Below are 17,903 nucleotides of genomic sequence, written 5' to 3'. Positions count from 1 at the left end.
GTGGGGCCCGGTGGGGCCGGGAGGACTAGAGGTGGTCCGGGTCGGTGACCGGCGCCGGGGCGGGCGGCAACGTGACGACCTGGCCGGCGTAGGTCAGACCGGCGCCGAAGCCGAGCAACAGCGCGGTCTGGCCCTCCTTGGCCTTACCGGTGCGCAGCAACTCCTCCATCGCCAGCGGGATCGACGCGGACGAGGTGTTGCCGGTGGTCGCGATGTCGTTGGCCATCGGTACGTCGTCGCCGAAGCCGAGGTGCTTCTTCATGACCTCGCTGATCCGGGCGTTGGCCTGGTGCGGGACGAAGACCTCGATGTCCTCGGTGGTGACACCGGCGCTGGTCAGCGTCTGATGGATCGCCTTGGGCAGGGTGATCGCGGCCCAGCGGAAGACGGTCGAGCCGTCCATCTCCAGGGTCATCTTGCCGATCGGACCGGTCGCGTTCGCGCCCATCTCCATGTAGTCGACGATCGTGTGGTTCTGCCGGATCGCCTGCGAGTGCTCGCCGTCGGAACCCCAGACGACGGGGGAGATGCCGTTGCGCTCGGTCGGACCCAGCACGACCGCGCCGGCGCCGTCACCGAAGATGAAGCAGTTCCCGCGGTTGGTCATGTCCAACCCGTCGCTCATCCGCTCGACACCGATCACCAGGGTGTACTTGGCGCTGCCGGCGCGGATCAGGTCGGCGCCGACGGCCATGCCGTGACCGAAGCCGGAACAGCCGGCGGTCAGGTCCATGGCGGCGACACCGTTGATGCCGAGGTCGAAGGCGACGACCGGGGCGCCGTGCGGTACCTGCTGCGGCCAGGTCGAGGTGGCCAGGATCAGCGCGCCGATCTCGGCCGGGTCGATGCCGCTGTTGTCGATCGCGCGCTGTCCGGCGATCACCGACATCGCCCGGACGGTCTCGTCCGCGGACGCGAAGTGGCGGGTGTGGATACCCGAACGGCTGACGATCCACTCGTCGGTCGAGTCGATCCGCTCACAGATCTCCGCATTGGTGACGATGCGACGCGGCCGGTAGGCCCCGATCCCGAGCAGGCCGACGTTGCGCACTCCCTCGGCAGCAGCGATATCGATCACGGCTCATGCCTCTCTTGTCTTCATCCCGACCTCCGAGGAGGTGCGCGGGTGCCGGCAGCACCGGTTCTACTGACGCGGTGTCGGCCGATCCGACCCGTCCTACCTGAACGGTATCGCGCGAGATGGCCGGATAGTTAACGATGTCCGGTCGGTCAGCCGGCGTGCAGGCGATTCTGGGCCGCCTCGAGCCCGGACCGGACGACGTCTTCGACCGCGTCCGCGGCCAGTTCGATCTGCAGCGGCACCTCCTTGCGCTCGACGGTCGAGAACCGTTCGAGAACGAAGGCGGCCGGATCCATCCGGCCGGGCGGGCGGCCGATTCCGAAACGAAGCCGCAGGTAGTTGCGGTCGGAGATCGCCGACGAGATCGATCGCAGGCCGTTGTGGCCGCCCTCGCCGCCGCCGCGCTTGAGGCGCAGCGTGCCGAAATCGAGGTCGAGCTCGTCGTGGACGACGATCAGATCGGCCGGCGTGGCCGAGTAGAACCGCAGCAGTGCCGCGACCGCCCGACCCGACTCGTTCATGTAGGTGCGCGGGCGGGCGAGGATCACCGATCGGTCGCCGAGGCGAATGGTCGCCACGTCGCAGTTGGACTTCTTGTGGGTGCCGGCGCGCACCCCGGCGCGGGCGGCCATCGCGTCGACCACCATCGCGCCGATGTTGTGCCGGGTGTCGGCATAACGCGAACCGGGATTCCCCAGGCCGACCACGACCGCCGTATCGGTCACGTCTTCACCTCGGAAATCCCGGTTCTCTCGTCGCAGGCTCCGGAAGCTCCGAAGCCGACCGCAGTGGGGGCCTGTTACTCGGCGGCCTCGGCGGCGGGCGCCTCGGCCGGGGTCTCGGCGGTGTCGTCCAGGTCGGCCTCGGTGGGCGCGTCGACGACGTTGATGACCAGCAGCTCCGGATCGGACTGCAGGGTGACACCCTCCGGAAGGGTGATGTCGCCGGCGGTGAACTGGGTGCCGGGGGTGGCACCTTCGATCGAGACCTCGAGGGACTCGGGGATCGACAGCGCGTCGGCCTCGATCTCGATGGTGTCGACCTCCTGGGTGACCAGGGTGGCCGGGCCGGCCTCGCCGACGGCGGTGACGGTGACCTCGACGACAACCTTCTCGCCGCGGCGGATCACCAGCAGGTCCGCGTGCTCGATGTAGTTGCGGATCGGGTGCACGACAACGGACTTGGTCAGCGCGAGCTGCTTGTCGCCATCGATGTTCAGCTCGACGACGGCGTTGGTGCCGTGGGCGCGCAGGACGGCGGCGAACTCGAGCGCCGGGAGGGCGAGGTGGCGCGGGTCGGTCTTGTGGCCGTAGAGAACGGCGGGAACGCCGCCGTCGCGGCGGGTGCGACGCGAGGCGCCCTTGCCGAAGCTGGTGCGCACGGTGGCGTCGATGACGGTGGTGTTGCTGGACACGAAAGATCTCCTACGGCCGTTGCTGACAAAGTCGGTTCGTCCCCCCGGGCGAGCGGCGCGCGACGACGTCAGCCGTGGCCGCGTCGATCACGGTGGTCGTGGCGTGCACGACGCACCCTCGCCGAGACAATGACAGCCAGTTTACCTCATGGTCATCCAAGGTCCCGAATCGGACTCGGGCAGGTGTCCGATTCGGGACGGGATGGACCGGTTGTCGGGCTTTCGGCCGGTCAGGCGTTTCCGTCGAACAGCGACGTGACCGAGCCGTTTTCGAAGACCTCGCGGATGGTGCGGGCGAGCAGCGGCGCGATCGATAGGACCGTCAGGTTCGGGAATCGCTTCTCGTCGGCGATCGGCAGCGTATTGGTGACGATCACCTCACGCGCACCGCAGTTGGCCAACCGCTCGGCGGCCGGCGGCGACAGGATGCCGTGCGTGGCCGCGACGATGACGTCCGAGGCGCCGGCGTCGAGCAACAGGCGCGCGGCCCCGGCGATCGTGCCGCCGGTATCGATCATGTCGTCGGTCAGGATGCAGGTGCGGCCGGTGACCTCACCGACAACCCGATTGGAGACCACCTGGTTGGGCACCAACGGATCTCGCGTCTTGTGGATGAACGCCAGCGGCGAACCGCCCAGCGCGTCGGCCCACTTCTCCGCGACCCGCACGCGACCCGAGTCGGGGGAGACCACGGTGATGTTGTCGGTCGGGTAGTTCTCGGCGATGTAGTCACAGAGCACCGGCTGGCCCCGCATGTGATCGACAGGTCCGTCGAAGAAGCCCTGGATCTGGTCGGTGTGCAGGTCGACCGAGACGATGCGGTCGGCGCCGGCGGCCTTGAGCAGGTCGGCGATCAGGCGCGCGGAGATCGGCTCGCGACCGCGGTGCTTCTTGTCCTGCCGTGAATAGGGATAGAAGGGCAGGATCGCGGTGATCCGCTTGGCGGACCCCCGCTTGAGCGCGTCGATCATGATCAACTGCTCCATGACCCACTTGTTCAGCGGCTCCGGATGGCTCTGCAGGACGAAGGCGTCGCAGCCGCGTACCGATTCCTCGAAGCGAACGAAGATCTCGCCGTTCGCGAAGTCCCGGGCCGTCTGCGGAGTGACCTCGATGTCGAGCTCCTTGGCGACCTCCTCAGCCAACTCGGGGTGCGCCCGCCCCGAGAAAAGCATGAGGCTCTTCGAATTCTGAACGCTCCGGTTCACTGTTCCCCATCCTGCGTCGACGGTCGCCTGCCGTTGTCATTGTGCTCCTGAGGCCGAGCCGGCGCCGCATCCACTCGGGTCAGGGCCGCCTCGGCCGCGTCGGCCGAGGGCGTGCCACTTCGTTTGCGCAACACCCAGCCCTCGATCACGCGCTGATCGCCCGTCGTGATCGAGAGGGCGCCCGGCGGCACATCGGCCCGCACGACCGTCCCCGCTCCGGTATACGCCCCGTCGCCGACGCGCACCGGGGCGACGAACATATTGTCCGATCCGGTGCGCACATGCGATCCGATGACGGTGTGGTTCTTCTCGACACCGTCATAGTTGACGAAGACGCTCGAAGCGCCGATGTTGCTGTACTCGCCGACGGTGGCGTCGCCGACGTAGGTCAGGTGGGGCACCTTCGAATGCGCGCCGATCCGGGCGTTCTTGGTCTCGACGAAGGTGCCGATCTTGCCGGCGTCGCCGAGGCGGGTACCGGGTCGCAGATAGGCGAACGGGCCGACGGTCGCGTCGGGCCCGATCACCGCGCCCTCGCCGTGGGTGCGGATCACCCGCGCGCCCGCGCCGACCTCGACATCGGTCAGGGTGGTATCCGGTCCGATCGTGGCGCCCTCGGCGACGACCGTCGTTCCGTGCAGTTGGACCCCGGGAAGGAGGGTGACGTCGGGGTCGATCCGAACGTCCATGTCGACGCGGGTGCTCGCCGGGTCGACGATGGTCACGCCACCGGACATGTGCAGGTGGAGCAGGCGGGTATTGAGCGCGGCGCCGGCGGCCGCGAGTTGGATGCGGTCGTTGACGCCCAGCACCACGGTGGGATCGGAGACCGGGGAGGCGAGCACGTATCGGCCGGCGGCGCGGGCGAGCTCGATCACGTCGGTCAGGTACAGCTCGCCCTGCGCGTTGTCGGTGCGCAATTGGGCGAGGGCGTCGACCAGGACCCGGCCGTCGAAGGCGTAGATACCGGAGTTGACCTCGCCGATCTCCCGCTGTTCGGTCGTCGCGTCGGCGTGCTCGACGATACGGGTCACCAGGCCGGCGTCGTCGCGCACGATGCGGCCGTAACCGGTCGGATCGGGGGGCGTGAAGGTCAGTACGGTCACCGCGGCGCCGCCGCCGACGTGGGTGTCGACCAGGGTCGCGAGCGTCGCGCCGTCGAGAAGGGGGACGTCGGCGGAGGTGACGACGATCGTGCCGGGGACCCGGTCGCCGAACGCGGCGACCCCGCAGGACACCGCGTGGCCGGTGCCGAGCTGTTGATCCTGGACGGCGACGTCGATCGGCGTACCCAGGCGCGCGCCGATGCGATCGACCTCCGCACCCACCGCTTCACGGCCGTGTCCGACCACGGTGACCAGCGCGTCGGGTTCGATTGCCTGCGTGGCGCGGAGGGCGTGCTCGAGCAGCGTCCGCCCCGCGAGACTGTGCAGTACCTTCGGCCGCTTCGATCGCATCCGGGTGCCGGCGCCCGCCGCCAGGACGATGGCGGCGATATCGAAAGGCATTGATCTCCTTCGATCCTGCTCGGGACATGTGTCGCAGTCGCTCGCTCGCGAGCTCCGCAGGGGAGTCGCCCGTTCGCGGGCTCCGCCGCCAGGACTCGAACCTGGACTAACTGAGTCAAAGTCAGGTGTGCTGCCATTACACTACGGCGGACTGCCGTCCGGTACCTGGCGCATCTTCCGCTCGTGCGAAGGACGCGCGCGGCATCGGGCGCCCTGAATCCTCGCACGAGACGCGGCCGTGCGTCGAACCGCGTCGGGTATGTCGGACGGCCGGGCGTGTCATGGGGCGGGTAACCCGGCGTGGCGGCGGTTCGACCGCGGCGTGCGCGGCCCCGGCAGATCGTGCGGTCCGGCAGATAGCGCGGTCCGGCAGATCGCGCGGCCCCGGCGGGCGGGAACGCCCCGGCGGCCCGGGCGGGTGGGAACTGCCTCGGCGGCGTGGACGCCCCGCACCCTGCTTTCCGGCGCCCCCCAGTTCCGAGGGTTCCAGGAGGGTTCCGAGGGCTCTGCGGTGTATGCGGTCCGAGGCTCGCCGGCGGCCCGGTCCCGAGCGCGCGCGTTGTACGCGGTCCCGTTGGTCACCGATGACGTGGGTCGAGAGTCCCCGAGCGGTCCGAAGTGTCCGATCCGGACGTCGCTAATACCGGTGATCCCTCCGGATATCGGGTACCGAATCGGATTATTGGTAGGTATTCGAGGCGTGCTGATGGGCGCCGGTATTGTTTCAACGGCAATCAATCATCATGTTATGGCACAACGTCATATTAGCGTAAGTGATTCGATCCGGCGGTTCGCTGTATCGAGACGGTGAACACCACCCGTTCGTCCCGGGGGTTGGAACCGGGCGTACGTCCGAGACGCCGCCCCAGCCTGCGGAAACGGTCGTCGACCAGGGGTCCGTGAGTGTTCCGATTACCGCGTCGGATCGGTGTCGCCTACCGTTCGACTGTCGAATCGCCCGGAGTTGAACGCGGTGGATCGAACGCTTGCCGGTACCGGATGCGGTGGTCATGTTGGGACGCGCCGATAGGTGTTCGTAATCAATCCGGGTGAGCATTACGGCAGCCGGGTGGTACCGTTCATTCATTGTTTGACGAGCATGCTGTTTTCGTAGGGAACCCAGAGGTGGAGCGAATGGTCAGGCAGGCACGTGCGGAAATCACTCGCGATACGGTGCTCACCGGTGCCGCCGATGTCTTTCTCCGCTTGGGATATGCCAATGCCAGCCTGAGTGAGATCATCGCGCAGTCTCAGGTCACCAAGGGTGCCTTGTACTTCCACTTCGGCTCGAAGGAAGAACTGGCGCGCGCGGTCATCGACGAGGGCGGTCGACGGCTCGAGGAGGCCTGCCGGTCGGTGACCGACTCGCGGGTTCCGGCGCTGGAAGCGGCGATCGGTATCTCCTACATCACCGTCGATCTCGCGACCACCGATCGAATGGTCGCCGCGATGTTCCGACTCAAGCATCAGATCGGCGACTTTCGCGGTACCCGCGAGAATGTCATCGAAGGGTGGGGCAACACCTATCGGCGCCTCGCCGAGCGAGCGGTCGAGCAGGGTGACTTCATCGCGGATTCGGACGCCGAGGCGGTCGGCACCCTGATGGTCGAGGCCGTCGTCGGTGTACACATGGTCGCCGCGGCGACCGGCGCGCTCGACGAGCTGCCCGGTCGGATGGAGCGCATGTGGTTCTTCGTGCTGCCGTCCCTCGTTCCGGAGAACAAGCTGGACTACTTCCGCGAGTTCGCCGCCCGTCGCGTCCTGCGCTTCGGGGCCTGATCCGTTCCGTCACCCACCGAGGACCGACCGGCCGTTCGCGGCCGGTCGAGTGCCCCTCGGGTGCGCGATTCACACTCTCTAGAATCGGAGCGATGCCCAGTCGGGTGATCGTCCCCTCCGATCCGGGAGCGCCGTGTCCGTCTCGTCCTCGTCCGCCGTCTCCGCCGCCCCGAGCGGCGAGGAATCCGCAGTCCCGCTGTCGGGGTTGCTGGGGGTTGCCGGCTCCGATGCGGCCCTCGCACGGCTGTCCGGTATCGAACGGGACACCACCGTCGTCGGTGCGCACGGCGCCCGCCCGTTCGTCGCCGCCACGCTCGCCCGGACGGCGCCCGTGCTGGTGGTCACCGCGACCGGTCGCGAGGCGGACGAACTCACCGCGGAACTGACCGATCTGCTCGGCCCGGTCGTGGTGAACTTCCCGTCCTGGGAAACCCTTCCGCACGAGCGCCTGTCGCCCGGCGCCGATACCGTCGGCCGGCGCTTCGAGATCCTGCGCCGCCTCGCGCACCCCGAGATCGACCTCTACGGTCCGCCGCTGCGCGTGGTGGTCAGCGCGGTGCGCTCGGTCCTGCAGCCATTGGCCTTCGGCCTCGGCGAGATCGAGCCGATCGTGCTGCGTCGCGGCGAGGACACCGACTTCGACGAGCTGATCCATCGGCTGGTCGAATTTGCCTACAACCGCGTCGATCTGGTGGGCAAGCGGGGTGAGTTCGCGGTCCGCGGCGGCATCATCGACATCTTCCCGCCGACCTCCGACCACCCCTGTCGCATCGAATTCTGGGGCGACGAGGTCACCGAGATCCGGCCCTTCTCGGTGGCCGACCAGCGGTCGCTGTCCGAGGCCTCGGTCGAGGTATTGATCGCGCCGCCCTGCCGCGAGACGCTGCTGACCGAGGAGGTCCGCCGCCGGGCCGAGGCCCTGGTCGCGGTCAACAGCGCCGATGCCGCCCTGGTCGAGATGCTCGAGAAGTTGGCCGGTGGCGTCCCGGTCGAGGGGATGGAGGCGCTCGCCCCGATCCTCGGCGACGGCCGCATGCAGATGCTGACCGACGTGCTGCCCGCCGATGCGCGGGTACTGGTCTGCGACCCGGAAAAGGTCCGCACCCGTGCCGCGGACCTGGTCCGCACCGGTCACGAATTCCTGGAGGCATCCTGGACGGCCGCCTCGCTCGGCGGCGCGGCCCCGATCGATTCGCGCACCTGGACCGTTCCCGATGCCGACGGCCCCGTCGACCTGAGCGTCTCGGCCTACCGGTCGATCGATGTCGTGCGCGAGGGCGTCGCGGCCTCGGGTCGGCAGTGGTGGACCTTCTCGCCGCTGGCCTCCGGCGACGGCTCGGAGGTGGTCCTGCCGATCGAACCCGCGCCGAGCGCCGGGGGATCGGAGGAGGCGATCGCACGCGTTTTCGCCGACCTGCGCGGACACTGCGCGACCGCAGGTTCCGCGGCGGTGGTGATGGCCGGCCAGGGTTCCGCCGAACGGACGATCGAGCGTCTGCGCGCCGCCGATGTGCCCGCCGCCCTGCTCACGCCGGGTTCCGCGCCCCAGTCGGGGGTGGTCGGTGTCCTGCGCGGCAGGCTCTACACCGGCGGCATCTTCCCCGACGCGCGCCTGGTCGTGTTGGCCGAACCGGACCTGACCGGCAACCGGGTGGCCGGCTCCGAACCCTCCAAGACGGTGCGTCGGCGCAATCAGGTCGACCCGTTGGCGTTGACCGCCGGGGACCCGGTCGTGCACGACCAGCACGGCATCGGCCGCTTCGTCGAGATGATCGAGCGCACGATCGGCGGCGCCCGCCGCGAATATCTGGTGATCGAGTACGCGCCGAGCAAGCGCGGTGGTCCCGGCGACAAGCTCTACGTGCCGATGGATTCGCTCGATCAGCTCTCCCGCTATGTCGGCGGCGAGATGCCGTCGATCAGCAAGCTCGGTGGTTCGGACTGGGCCAATACCAAGCGCAAGGCGCGGGCCGCCGTCCGGGAGATCGCCGGAGAGTTGGTGCGGCTCTACGCCGCTCGGCAGTCCTCGCCCGGCCACGCCTTCGCCGCGGACAGCCCGTGGCAGAAGGAGATGGAGGACGCCTTCCCGTACACCGAGACCGCCGACCAGCTCAACGTGATCGCCGAGGTCAAGGCCGATATGGAGAAGCCGGTCCCGATGGACCGGGTCATCATCGGCGACGTCGGCTACGGCAAGACCGAGATCGCGGTGCGCGCGGCGTTCAAGGCGGTCCAGGACGGCCGTCAGGTCGCCGTGCTGGTGCCGACCACGCTGCTCGCTCAGCAGCACCTGCAGACCTTCACCGAGCGGATGGCGTCGTATCCGATTCGCGTCGAGGGACTCTCGCGATTCACCTCGCCCGCCGAATCCCGGCAGGTGCTCGAGGGTCTGGCCGACGGCACGGTCGACGTCGTCATCGGTACCCACCGCCTGCTGCAGACCGGGGTGCGGTGGAAGGACCTCGGCCTGGTGATCGTCGACGAGGAGCAGCGCTTCGGTGTCGAACACAAGGAGCACATCACCTCGCTGCGCACCCACGTCGACGTATTGACCATGTCCGCCACGCCGATTCCGCGCACCCTGGAGATGAGCATGGCCGGCATCCGGGAGATGTCGACCATCCTCACCCCGCCCGAGGAGCGCCATCCGGTGCTCACCTACGTCGGCCCCTACGCCGACAAGCAGGTCGCCGCCGCGATCCGCCGTGAGTTGCTGCGCGACGGACAGATCTTCTACGTGCACAACCGGGTCTCGTCGATCGACCGGGCCGCCGCCCGCATCCGCGATCTGGTGCCCGAGGCGCGGGTGGTCGTCGCGCACGGTCAGATGGGCGAGGAGGCGCTGGAAAGCACCGTTCAGGGGTTCTGGAATCGCGAGTTCGACATCCTGGTGTGTACCACCATCGTCGAGACCGGCCTGGACATCTCGAACGCCAACACCCTGATCGTCGAGCGCGCGGATACGCTCGGCCTGTCCCAGTTGCACCAGTTGCGCGGGCGCGTCGGCCGCAGTCGCGAACGCGGCTACGCCTACTTCCTGTACCCGGCGGAGAAGCCGCTGACCGAGGCGGCCTACGACCGACTCGCGACGATCTCGCAGAACTCCGACCTCGGCGCCGGTATGGCCGTCGCGATGAAGGACCTCGAAATCCGCGGCGCCGGTAACGTTCTCGGTGCCGAACAGTCCGGTCATATCGCCGGTGTCGGCTTCGACCTCTACGTGCGTCTGGTCGGTGAGGCGGTCGAGGCCTACCGTGCCGCCGCCGACGGCACCCCGATCTCGACCGACGACGCGCCCAAGGAGGTGCGCATCGATCTGCCGGTCGACGCGCACATCCCGGAGCAGTACATCACCGGTGACCGCCTGCGATTGGAGGCGTACCGCAAGCTCGCGGCGGCCGAGGACGAGGCGGCCCTGCACGCGGTGGTCGACGAACTGGTCGACCGCTACGGTCCACTGCCGGAGGTGGTTTCGCGTCTGGTCGCGGTGGCCCGGACCCGCAACCTCTGCCGCGAGTATCGGCTGACCGAGGTGACGGCGACCGATTCCACCCTGCGGCTCTCGCCGTTGGAATTGCCCGATTCCAAGCAGATCCGCCTCAAGCGCCTCTTCCCGAGCGCCGGATATCGGGCGACCACGTCGGCGGTCACCGTGCCGCTGCCGCGGTCGGGTTCCGGCGGGGTCGGTGCGCCGCGGGTGCGGGACGTCGAACTGCTGCAGTTCGTGGTCAATGTCCTGCTCTCCCTGGACGGACGGCCCGCCGACACCGTGGATCTGAGCACCTTCGAGCGCGGCGGCGCGTGACCGCGCACGAGGATCCGGCCGTGTTCGGTGGCGATCCCGCAGTGCTCGGGGGCGATCCCGCGGCGGTGGGCCTCCCGGCGGGTTCGGCGGTCGCCGAGGCGATCGAGGTGATGGACACCCTGCGTCGACTGGGAAGCTGGGAGTCCGGTCGGACGCACGCATCGCTGCGCCCCTATCTGGTCGAGGAGACCTACGAGGTGCTCGACGCGATCGATACCGGGGACGCCGCCGAACTGCGCGACGAACTGGGGGACCTGTTGTTGCAGGTCCTCTTTCACGCCCGCATCGCACAGGACTCCGGCAGTTTCGATATCGACGACGTCGCCGCGGCGCTGGTCGCCAAGCTGCGCCGGCGCAGCCCGCTGTTGACGACGCCCGATCTGACGATGGATATCGCCGCCCAGGAGAGCGCCTGGCAGGCGGCCAAGGCGGTGGAGAAGCCCGGCCGCCGATCCTGTGTGGACGGCATCGCGCTCGGATTGCCCGCGCTGGCGTTGGCGAGCAAGGTTCTCGGCCGGGCGGCCGGCGCCGGGCTGCCCGCGGACCTGGTGCCCGAATCGATCACCCGCATCGCCCTGCCGACCGACGGTGACGGCGACGTCGAAGGGGATCTACGCCGCCGGGTACTCGCCTTCGCGGCGCGCATCCGGGCCGCCGAGCGCGCCGCCGCCGACGCCGGAATCGGACCGGGGGAGATGACCGCCGAGCGCTGGCGGACCCATTGGCCCGCGCCGAGCGCCGGCGTCATCGATGGTGACGGTGACGTCACGAATGACGTCACCGAGGTCTGACGAAGGCTGTTCACCCAGAGCGGACATATCCGACGCGGTCGCGAGTCCGATCGCAGGTCGCGGCCCATAATCGCGTCGTGGGCGGGGACCGGCCGATCGCGACGTGGGCCCGCGGCTGCGCGGCTGACGCACCCGACGTCGGCATCATGGGCGAGTGGACAATTCGCATCGACCGACCGAGCCCATCGGGGCTCGGCCCGAATCGGAGCCGCTGCGGCAACCGGTCGGTGTCGGTTCCTACAGCGCCTATGGCGCCGGCTCGCCCTCCTGGAGTCCGTACCGGCCGCCCGCACCGCCGCCGCGTCGGCGCTTCACCGGTCTCGCCCTGATCCTCGGCACCCTGCTGTTCGTGATGGCCGGCTGCGGCGCACTCGGTATCTACGGGCTGCTCGATCGCGGTCGTCCGGCCATCGACATCCCCACCGACGTCCCACCCGCTCCGGGTGCGGCGCTGCCCGCGATCGACGTCGACGCCCCCGGCCGCACCGCCGACCAACTGGCCGACTGGGCCGCGGGGATCGCCGCAACCACCGACATCCCGGTCACCGCGCTCGAGGCCTACGGCTACGCGGCCGCGGTCTTCGCCGCCCGCGAACCCGCCTGCGGGATCGCCTGGACCACCCTCGCCGGCATCGGCAGCGTCGAGAGCGACCACGGCCGGCACAACGGCGCCTCGATCGAGAGCAACGGCGACGTCGTCCCCGTCATCCGGGGTCTGCCCCTCGACGGAAACGGCGGCCGCGCCGAGATCCGCGATACCGACGGCGGCGCGCTCGACGGCGATGCGGAACTCGACCGGGCGATGGGACCGATGCAGTTCATCCCGGAGACCTGGCAGACCTGGGGTGTCGACGCGAACGGCGACGGTGTCGCCTCGCCGGACAATATCGACGACGCCGCCCTGAGCGCGGCCCGCTATCTCTGCGCCCGCGGCGGCACGTTGACCACCCCCGAGGGATGGTCGACCGCGCTGTACGCCTACAACCTCTCGCGGCCCTATCAGATGGAGGTGCGCGACCGGGCGGCCGCATACGCGCTCGGTATCGAACCGCGCTGACCGTCCGGGTTCGGTGCGATGGCGGGCAATCGGTGTGGCGACCACCATCCGGACCGCGCGCCTGATGCGCGCTCCCGGTCGTCCCGACTAGGCTGACGTCGGGGTCGCCCTGCCCGGCCCCCGCGTGGGCGGTCGACGCCGGAGACCCCGGTCGGCGATCGTGACGACGCCGTACCCGAGACTTCAGTAAGGGAGATCATCCGGTGGCGATCATCGAGCAAGTAGGTGCCCGCGAGATCCTCGATTCTCGCGGAAACCCGACTGTGGAGGTGGAGGTTGCCCTCGACGACGGCACCCTCGCCCGGGCGGCGGTGCCCTCCGGCGCTTCGACCGGTGAGCACGAAGCCGTGGAACTGCGTGACGGTGGCGACCGCTACCAGGGCAAGGGTGTGACCAAGGCCGTCAACGGCGTCCTCGACGAGATCGCGCCCGCCGTGATCGGTCTGGACGCCATCGACCAGCGCGAGGTCGACCAAGCGCTGCTCGACCTCGACGGCACCCCCGACAAGTCCCGCCTCGGCGCGAACGCGCTGCTCGGCGTCTCGCTGGCGGTCGCCAAGGCCGCCGCATCGTCCTCGGGCCTCGAGCTGTTCCGCTATGTCGGCGGCCCCTCGGCGCATATCCTGCCCGTCCCGATGATGAACATCATCAACGGTGGCGCGCACGCCGATACCGGCGTCGACGTCCAGGAATTCATGATCGCCCCGATCGGTGCCCCCACCTTCAAGGAGGCGCTGCGCTGGGGTGCGGAGGTCTACCACGCGCTCAAGTCGGTGCTCAAGGAGCGCGGCCTGGCGACCGGTCTCGGTGACGAGGGTGGCTTCGCCCCCGATATCGCCGGCACCCGTGCGGCCCTCGACCTGATCAGCGACGCGATCGCGAAGGCCGGCTACTCGGTCGGCACCGACATCGCGCTGGCGCTCGACGTCGCGGCCACCGAGTTCCACACCGAGGGCACCGGCTACTCCTTCGAGGGCAAGACCCGCAGCGCCGCCGAGCTGACCGCGTTCTACAACGAGTTGGTCGGCGAGTACCCACTGGTGTCGATCGAGGACCCGCTCAGCGAGGACGACTGGGCCGGCTGGGTCGATCTGACCTCCGAGATCGGCGACAAGGTGCAGATCGTCGGCGACGACCTCTTCGTCACCAACCCGGAGCGTCTCGAGGAAGGCATCCTCAAGGGCGCCGGAAATGCGCTGCTGGTCAAGGTCAACCAGATCGGCACGCTGACCGAGACCCTCGACGCGGTCGACCTGGCCCACCGCAGCGGCTACCGCACCATGATGAGCCACCGCAGTGGTGAGACCGAGGACGTCACCATCGCCGACCTGGCGGTGGCGGTCGGCAGCGGTCAGATCAAGACCGGTGCCCCGGCCCGCAGCGAGCGCGTCGCGAAGTACAACCAGCTGCTGCGCATCGAGGAAGCCCTCGGCGACGCCGGACGCTATGCCGGCGATCTGGCCTTCCCGCGTCTGGTCGTCGAGACCGCGGAGGTCTGACGCATATGGCGGACAGCGGCAACGACCGGCGGCGGCAGGGATCGCCGTCGACCGGTCGTTCCACGTCCGCCCGGTCCGGCGGGCGCGGCACGTCCGGGTCCCGTTCGGGCCCGGCGTCATCCGCGTCCCGCGCGACCACGAAGACGACGTCCCGGGGTGCGTCCACGCGGCGCACCCCGGCGATGCGTCGCCCCGCCGGTGGAGGCATCCGATCCCGTCTGCAGGGTCGCTTCGCCGGGCTGAGCACCGCGAAGCTGGTCGTCCTGGCCGCGGTGGTGATCGGCCTCGCGCTGACCCTCGCCGTGCCGATCCGCACCTATCTGTCCCAGCGCAGCGAATTCATCACCGCGCTGTCGGAGTCGGAGCAACTGCGGCAGGAGGTCGCGGACCTGCAGGCCGAACAGGACCGCATTCACGACGAGTCGTACGTGCGCGCGGAGGCCCGCGAGCGGCTCGGCTACGTCACGCCCGGCGAAACCCCGTACCAGGTGCAGCTCCCCGGCGCTCGACCGAAGAATGACGTCGAGGTTCCCGAGCCGACGGCAAGCGGCAACTGGTACGGCGAGCTGTGGACGCAGTTGAACGAAACCCCCGAGGACGAGCAGACCGTGCGCAATATCCCCGACCCGATCCCGCTGATCGACACCTCCGGGGTCGGCGGGTGACCGCACCCACCGCCGCCGATCTCGACGTGGTGGGTCGGCAGCTGGGCCGCGAGCCGCGCGGAGTCCTGGAGATCTCCTACCGCACGCCGGACGGTCTGCCCGCCGTGGTGAAGACCGCCCCCCGATTGGCCGATGGCACACCGTTTCCCACGCTCTACTACCTGACCGATCCCCGGTTGACCGCCGAGGCGAGTCGGCTGGAGTCCGCCGGTGTGATGCGGGAGATGACCGAACGGTTGGCCGTCGACACGGATCTGGCGGCGGCGTATCGCGAAGCGCACGAATCGTATCTGACGGAGCGCAACGAGATCGAGTCCCTCGGAACGAATTTCACCGGTGGTGGGATGCCGGACCGGGTGAAGTGTTTGCATGTGTTGATCGCCCACTCGTTGGCGAAGGGGCCCGGCGTCAATCCGCTCGGCGACGAGACGGTGGCCCTGGCCGCCGAGGGGCAGCTACGGGGAACGGCGATCCCGGCGGATTGGCCGCGGCTCGCGGACCTGCCGTTCACCGTGAACCGAGAGGAATCCCGATGAGCAGGGTGGCAGCGATCGACTGCGGTACCAACTCGATCCGCCTGCTGGTGGCCGACATCGGCGCCGACGGTGCGTTGACCGACATCGCCCGCGAGATGCGCATCGTGCGGCTCGGTCAGGGTGTCGACGCCACCGGGACGTTCGCCGACGAGGCGATCGAACGCACCCGCGTCGCCCTCGAGGAGTTCGTCGGCATCATCGGCACCACCGGCGGGGTCGACACCGTCCGGATGGTCGCCACCTCCGCCACCCGCGACGCGGCCAATCGCGACCACTTCTTCGACATGACCGCCCGCACGCTGGCCCCCGTCGCCGACGGCGCCATCGCCGAGGTGATCTCCGGGGATGAGGAAGCGCGACTGTCGTTTTCCGGTGCGGTCGGTGACCTCGATCCTGCGGACGGCCCCTTCCTGGTCGTCGACCTCGGCGGCGGTTCCACCGAACTCGTGCTGGGGGATGCCGACGGGGTGACCGCCGCCTACTCCGCCGACGTCGGCTGTGTGCGTGTCACCGAACGGTCCCTGCACTCCGACCCACCGACCGCCGGTGAGGTGGCCGCCGCCCGCGACTTCGTCACCGAACGTTTCGCCCCGGCGCTGGCGACCGTGCCGGTCAAGCAGGCCCGCACCTGGGTCGGCGTCGCCGGCACCATGACCACCCTCGCCGCCCTCGCTCTGGACCTGCCCGCGTACGACCGTGACCGCATCCACCTGTCGACGTTCTCGTTCGAACAGATCGACGCGATCTGCGCCCGCCTGCTCGGTATGACCCGCGCCGAACGCGCCGGCCTCGGCCCGATGCACCCCGGCCGCGTCGACGTCATCGGCGCCGGATCGCTGATCACCGCCACCCTGGCCACCGCCATCGCCGAGGAATCCCTCGTCACCGGTCTGACCGTCAGCGAACACGACATCCTCGACGGCATCGCCCTGTCGATCGTGGGATGATCGCGCCGTAAAACCGGCAGGCGGCCGGTGGGCCCCCATAGCCCAATTGGCAGAGGCAGCGGACTTAAAATCCGCCCAGTGTCGGTTCGAGCCCGACTGGGGGCACCAATTACGGTTGGCCGATTTCGTTGCTGAGAACGTAGATGATTCGAGTGGTCAATCGCATGGCTGTCGGACTTTACCGCCGACGTATTCCGAACGGCGGTACACGGAACGGACGGTATCGAACCGTTCAGTCACTCTTGGATGGGCTGAGTCGAACTGGATATTGAGATACGCACGCCGTCGGGTGCCTGCTGACAGCTGTCGATCCAACGACGTTTCTGCTGCTACGGTGAGGTCCAGGTTGCATGCGACATACGGAATCCGAGGCGTTCGGCAAGATCTGGATACCTGCGAACTATGCGGTCATGGGCCGATTTCATTCGGACGGCGTCCATGAGCTCCGGAAGCAGCAGTAGCTCAAACGCGGACGATTCCAACCACTCGATGTTCTTCGTGTAGCCGGTGATCGCAGCAGCTCCTGTGGCACGACAGAACTGTTGCAGTTCCTGTTCATCGCCTGCCATGGCTCGGCATGATCCGAAATGAAGGACCTTACCTTCGGCTCTGCCATGGATGAGGCCGGCGAGGTGGGGCAGGTTCAGCTCTTGATCCCGGAGGTGGAGTGTCCTTGCTGTTCCATGGAAGCCGAGGTAGGCCAACGTGAACGATCGCAGACGGTACTCGAACCAACGGTCCAGGTACAGTTCCAGCTCGGCGGCGGTGTTCGCGCTTCTTCTGATCAACCGGATGTAGCCTGCTCTCTCGAGGGCCTGAAGTGCAGGCTCGACGCTCTGTTTGCTCTCCATCGAGATCACCCAGTCGCTCTCGATGCAAAATATGCCCGGCAACGTCGTGTTTCCCACAAGTGTAGAATGACACTCGATTGTTGATCATTCAGCCGAATCATTCATTTCGCGGCAAATGGATTCGGCCGTCGATGGCACCTACTCGTCCGAGCACGGGCGGATCAACGCTGATGACGGGGATTCGATTGGTGCCTGTCGTCTGTCGACTTGTCCGGGGCAACTTCTTTACGGTTTGCCCCGCGCCGGCGTCCGTGCCGGTCAAGGATGCGCGTACCTGGGTGGGTGTCGCGGGGACCGTCACGACCATCGCCGCCCTGGCACTCGACCTGCCGAAGTACGACAGCGAGCGCATCCACCTGTCGCACTTATCCTTCGAACAGATCGACGCCATCTGTGCCCGTCTCCTCGGCATGACCCGTGCGGAACGCGCCGGCCTCGGCCCGATGCACCCCGGCCGCGTCGACGTCATCGGCGCCGGATCGCTGATCACCGCGACCCTGGCCACCGCCATCGCCGAGGAATCCCTCGTCACCGGTCTGACCGTCAGCGAACACGACATCCTCGACGGCATCGCCCTGTCGATCGTGGGATGATCGCGCCGTCACCGGCTCCGGCCGGTGCGCCCCCATAGCCCAATTGGCAGAGGCAGCGGACTTAGAATCCGCCCAGTGTCGGTTCGAGCCCGACTGGGGCCACCGACAGCTACGGGTGCCTCCGGCTGCGGTCGTGGTGCCGAATTGCCGATTGAAACGGATAGTCATC

General features: G+C 68.5%; 14 protein-coding genes, 3 tRNA genes and 1 pseudogene. 11 read left to right on the top strand and 7 right to left on the bottom strand.

Annotated elements, in window-relative coordinates; all coding sequences use genetic code 11:
* Positions 1–25 precede the first annotated feature (25 nt).
* The 6 genes from MB1_RS15740 to MB1_RS15715 form a co-directional block, all read right to left on the bottom strand.
* Positions 26–1,078: a beta-ketoacyl-ACP synthase III gene (locus MB1_RS15740; protein WP_066909224.1), complete on the bottom strand. Its 1,053-nt coding sequence runs from the start codon at positions 1,076–1,078 to the stop codon at positions 26–28.
* A 152-nt stretch (positions 1,079–1,230) separates the two neighbouring features.
* Positions 1,231–1,806, bottom strand: a complete 576-nt coding sequence (gene pth / locus MB1_RS15735; protein WP_066909221.1) for an aminoacyl-tRNA hydrolase — start codon at positions 1,804–1,806, stop codon at positions 1,231–1,233.
* Positions 1,807–1,880: 74 nt separating this feature from the next.
* Positions 1,881–2,495: a 50S ribosomal protein L25/general stress protein Ctc gene (locus MB1_RS15730; protein ID WP_066909218.1), complete on the bottom strand. Its 615-nt coding sequence runs from the start codon at positions 2,493–2,495 to the stop codon at positions 1,881–1,883.
* A 230-nt stretch (positions 2,496–2,725) separates the two neighbouring features.
* A complete protein-coding gene (locus MB1_RS15725; protein ID WP_281190123.1) occupies positions 2,726–3,703 on the bottom strand; it encodes a ribose-phosphate diphosphokinase in 978 nt (325 codons plus the stop codon).
* A complete protein-coding gene (gene glmU / locus MB1_RS15720; RefSeq protein WP_066909212.1) occupies positions 3,700–5,211 on the bottom strand; it encodes a bifunctional UDP-N-acetylglucosamine diphosphorylase/glucosamine-1-phosphate N-acetyltransferase GlmU in 1,512 nt (503 codons plus the stop codon). Before glmU ends, MB1_RS15725 begins: the two co-directional genes overlap by 4 nt.
* An 80-nt stretch (positions 5,212–5,291) precedes the next feature.
* Positions 5,292–5,362: transfer RNA gene (locus MB1_RS15715), tRNA-Gln, on the bottom strand.
* Between the two features lie 983 nt (positions 5,363–6,345).
* On the opposite strand from MB1_RS15715, the gene MB1_RS15710 reads away from it, so the two are divergent.
* From MB1_RS15710 to MB1_RS15670, 9 genes are all read left to right on the top strand, one after another.
* On the top strand, positions 6,346–6,990 hold the full coding sequence (locus MB1_RS15710) for a ScbR family autoregulator-binding transcription factor (protein WP_066909209.1): 645 nt from the start codon (positions 6,346–6,348) through the stop codon (positions 6,988–6,990).
* A 133-nt stretch (positions 6,991–7,123) separates the two neighbouring features.
* On the top strand, positions 7,124–10,795 hold the full coding sequence (mfd, locus tag MB1_RS15705; RefSeq protein ID WP_084351920.1) for a transcription-repair coupling factor: 3,672 nt from the start codon (positions 7,124–7,126) through the stop codon (positions 10,793–10,795).
* Positions 10,792–11,586: a MazG nucleotide pyrophosphohydrolase domain-containing protein gene (locus MB1_RS15700; protein ID WP_245650217.1), complete on the top strand. Its 795-nt coding sequence runs from the start codon at positions 10,792–10,794 to the stop codon at positions 11,584–11,586. Before mfd ends, MB1_RS15700 begins: the two co-directional genes overlap by 4 nt.
* Positions 11,587–11,938: 352 nt before the next feature.
* Positions 11,939–12,643: a lytic transglycosylase domain-containing protein gene (locus tag MB1_RS15695; protein ID WP_084351961.1), complete on the top strand. Its 705-nt coding sequence runs from the start codon at positions 11,939–11,941 to the stop codon at positions 12,641–12,643.
* Between the two features lie 203 nt (positions 12,644–12,846).
* Positions 12,847–14,142 (top strand): phosphopyruvate hydratase, encoded by a 1,296-nt coding sequence (gene eno, locus MB1_RS15690; protein WP_066909206.1) that lies wholly within the window; start codon positions 12,847–12,849, stop codon positions 14,140–14,142.
* A gap of 182 nt (positions 14,143–14,324) precedes the next feature.
* Positions 14,325–14,807, top strand: a complete 483-nt coding sequence (locus tag MB1_RS15685) for an FtsB family cell division protein (RefSeq protein ID WP_084351959.1) — start codon at positions 14,325–14,327, stop codon at positions 14,805–14,807.
* Positions 14,804–15,343, top strand: a complete 540-nt coding sequence (locus MB1_RS15680) for a DUF501 domain-containing protein (RefSeq protein WP_066909203.1) — start codon at positions 14,804–14,806, stop codon at positions 15,341–15,343. Before MB1_RS15685 ends, MB1_RS15680 begins: the two co-directional genes overlap by 4 nt.
* A complete protein-coding gene (locus MB1_RS15675) occupies positions 15,340–16,290 on the top strand; it encodes a Ppx/GppA phosphatase family protein (RefSeq protein WP_066909200.1) in 951 nt (316 codons plus the stop codon). Before MB1_RS15680 ends, MB1_RS15675 begins: the two co-directional genes overlap by 4 nt.
* 31 nt (positions 16,291–16,321) lie before the next feature.
* Positions 16,322–16,398: transfer RNA gene (locus MB1_RS15670), tRNA-Leu, on the top strand.
* Positions 16,399–16,619: 221 nt separating this feature from the next.
* Here the strand turns inward: MB1_RS15670 and MB1_RS15665 are convergent.
* Entirely contained in the window at positions 16,620–17,198 is a 579-nt protein-coding gene (locus tag MB1_RS15665) for a DUF6642 family protein (RefSeq protein WP_066909197.1), read from the bottom strand.
* Positions 17,199–17,386: 188 nt separating this feature from the next.
* Between MB1_RS15665 and MB1_RS15660 the strand changes: the two are divergent.
* Both MB1_RS15660 and MB1_RS15655 read left to right on the top strand, forming a co-directional pair.
* Positions 17,387–17,734: pseudogene (locus MB1_RS15660) on the top strand (Ppx/GppA phosphatase family protein); the annotation flags it as partial.
* Positions 17,735–17,762: 28 nt separating this feature from the next.
* Positions 17,763–17,836: transfer RNA gene (locus MB1_RS15655), tRNA-Leu, on the top strand.
* Positions 17,837–17,903: the final 67 nt, after the last annotated feature.

This window comes from Millisia brevis NBRC 105863 (assembly GCF_001552615.1).
Lineage (GTDB): Bacteria > Actinomycetota > Actinomycetes > Mycobacteriales > Mycobacteriaceae > Millisia > Millisia brevis.
The sequence above is the reverse complement of the archived record's forward strand: the minus strand, read 5'-3'. Positions and strand labels throughout refer to the sequence as shown.

Excerpts from the sequence above, each read along its gene's own strand:
- MB1_RS15710 (WP_066909209.1), top strand. The coding sequence starts at position 6,346 with ATGGTCAGGCAGGCACGTGCGGAAATCACTCGCGATACGGTGCTCACC.
- MB1_RS15675 (WP_066909200.1), top strand. The coding sequence starts at position 15,340 with ATGAGCAGGGTGGCAGCGATCGACTGCGGTACCAACTCGATCCGCCTG.
- MB1_RS15685 (WP_084351959.1), top strand. The coding sequence starts at position 14,325 with ATGCGTCGCCCCGCCGGTGGAGGCATCCGATCCCGTCTGCAGGGTCGC.
- glmU (WP_066909212.1), bottom strand. The coding sequence starts at position 5,211 with ATGCCTTTCGATATCGCCGCCATCGTCCTGGCGGCGGGCGCCGGCACC.
- MB1_RS15695 (WP_084351961.1), top strand. The coding sequence starts at position 11,939 with ATGGCCGGCTGCGGCGCACTCGGTATCTACGGGCTGCTCGATCGCGGT.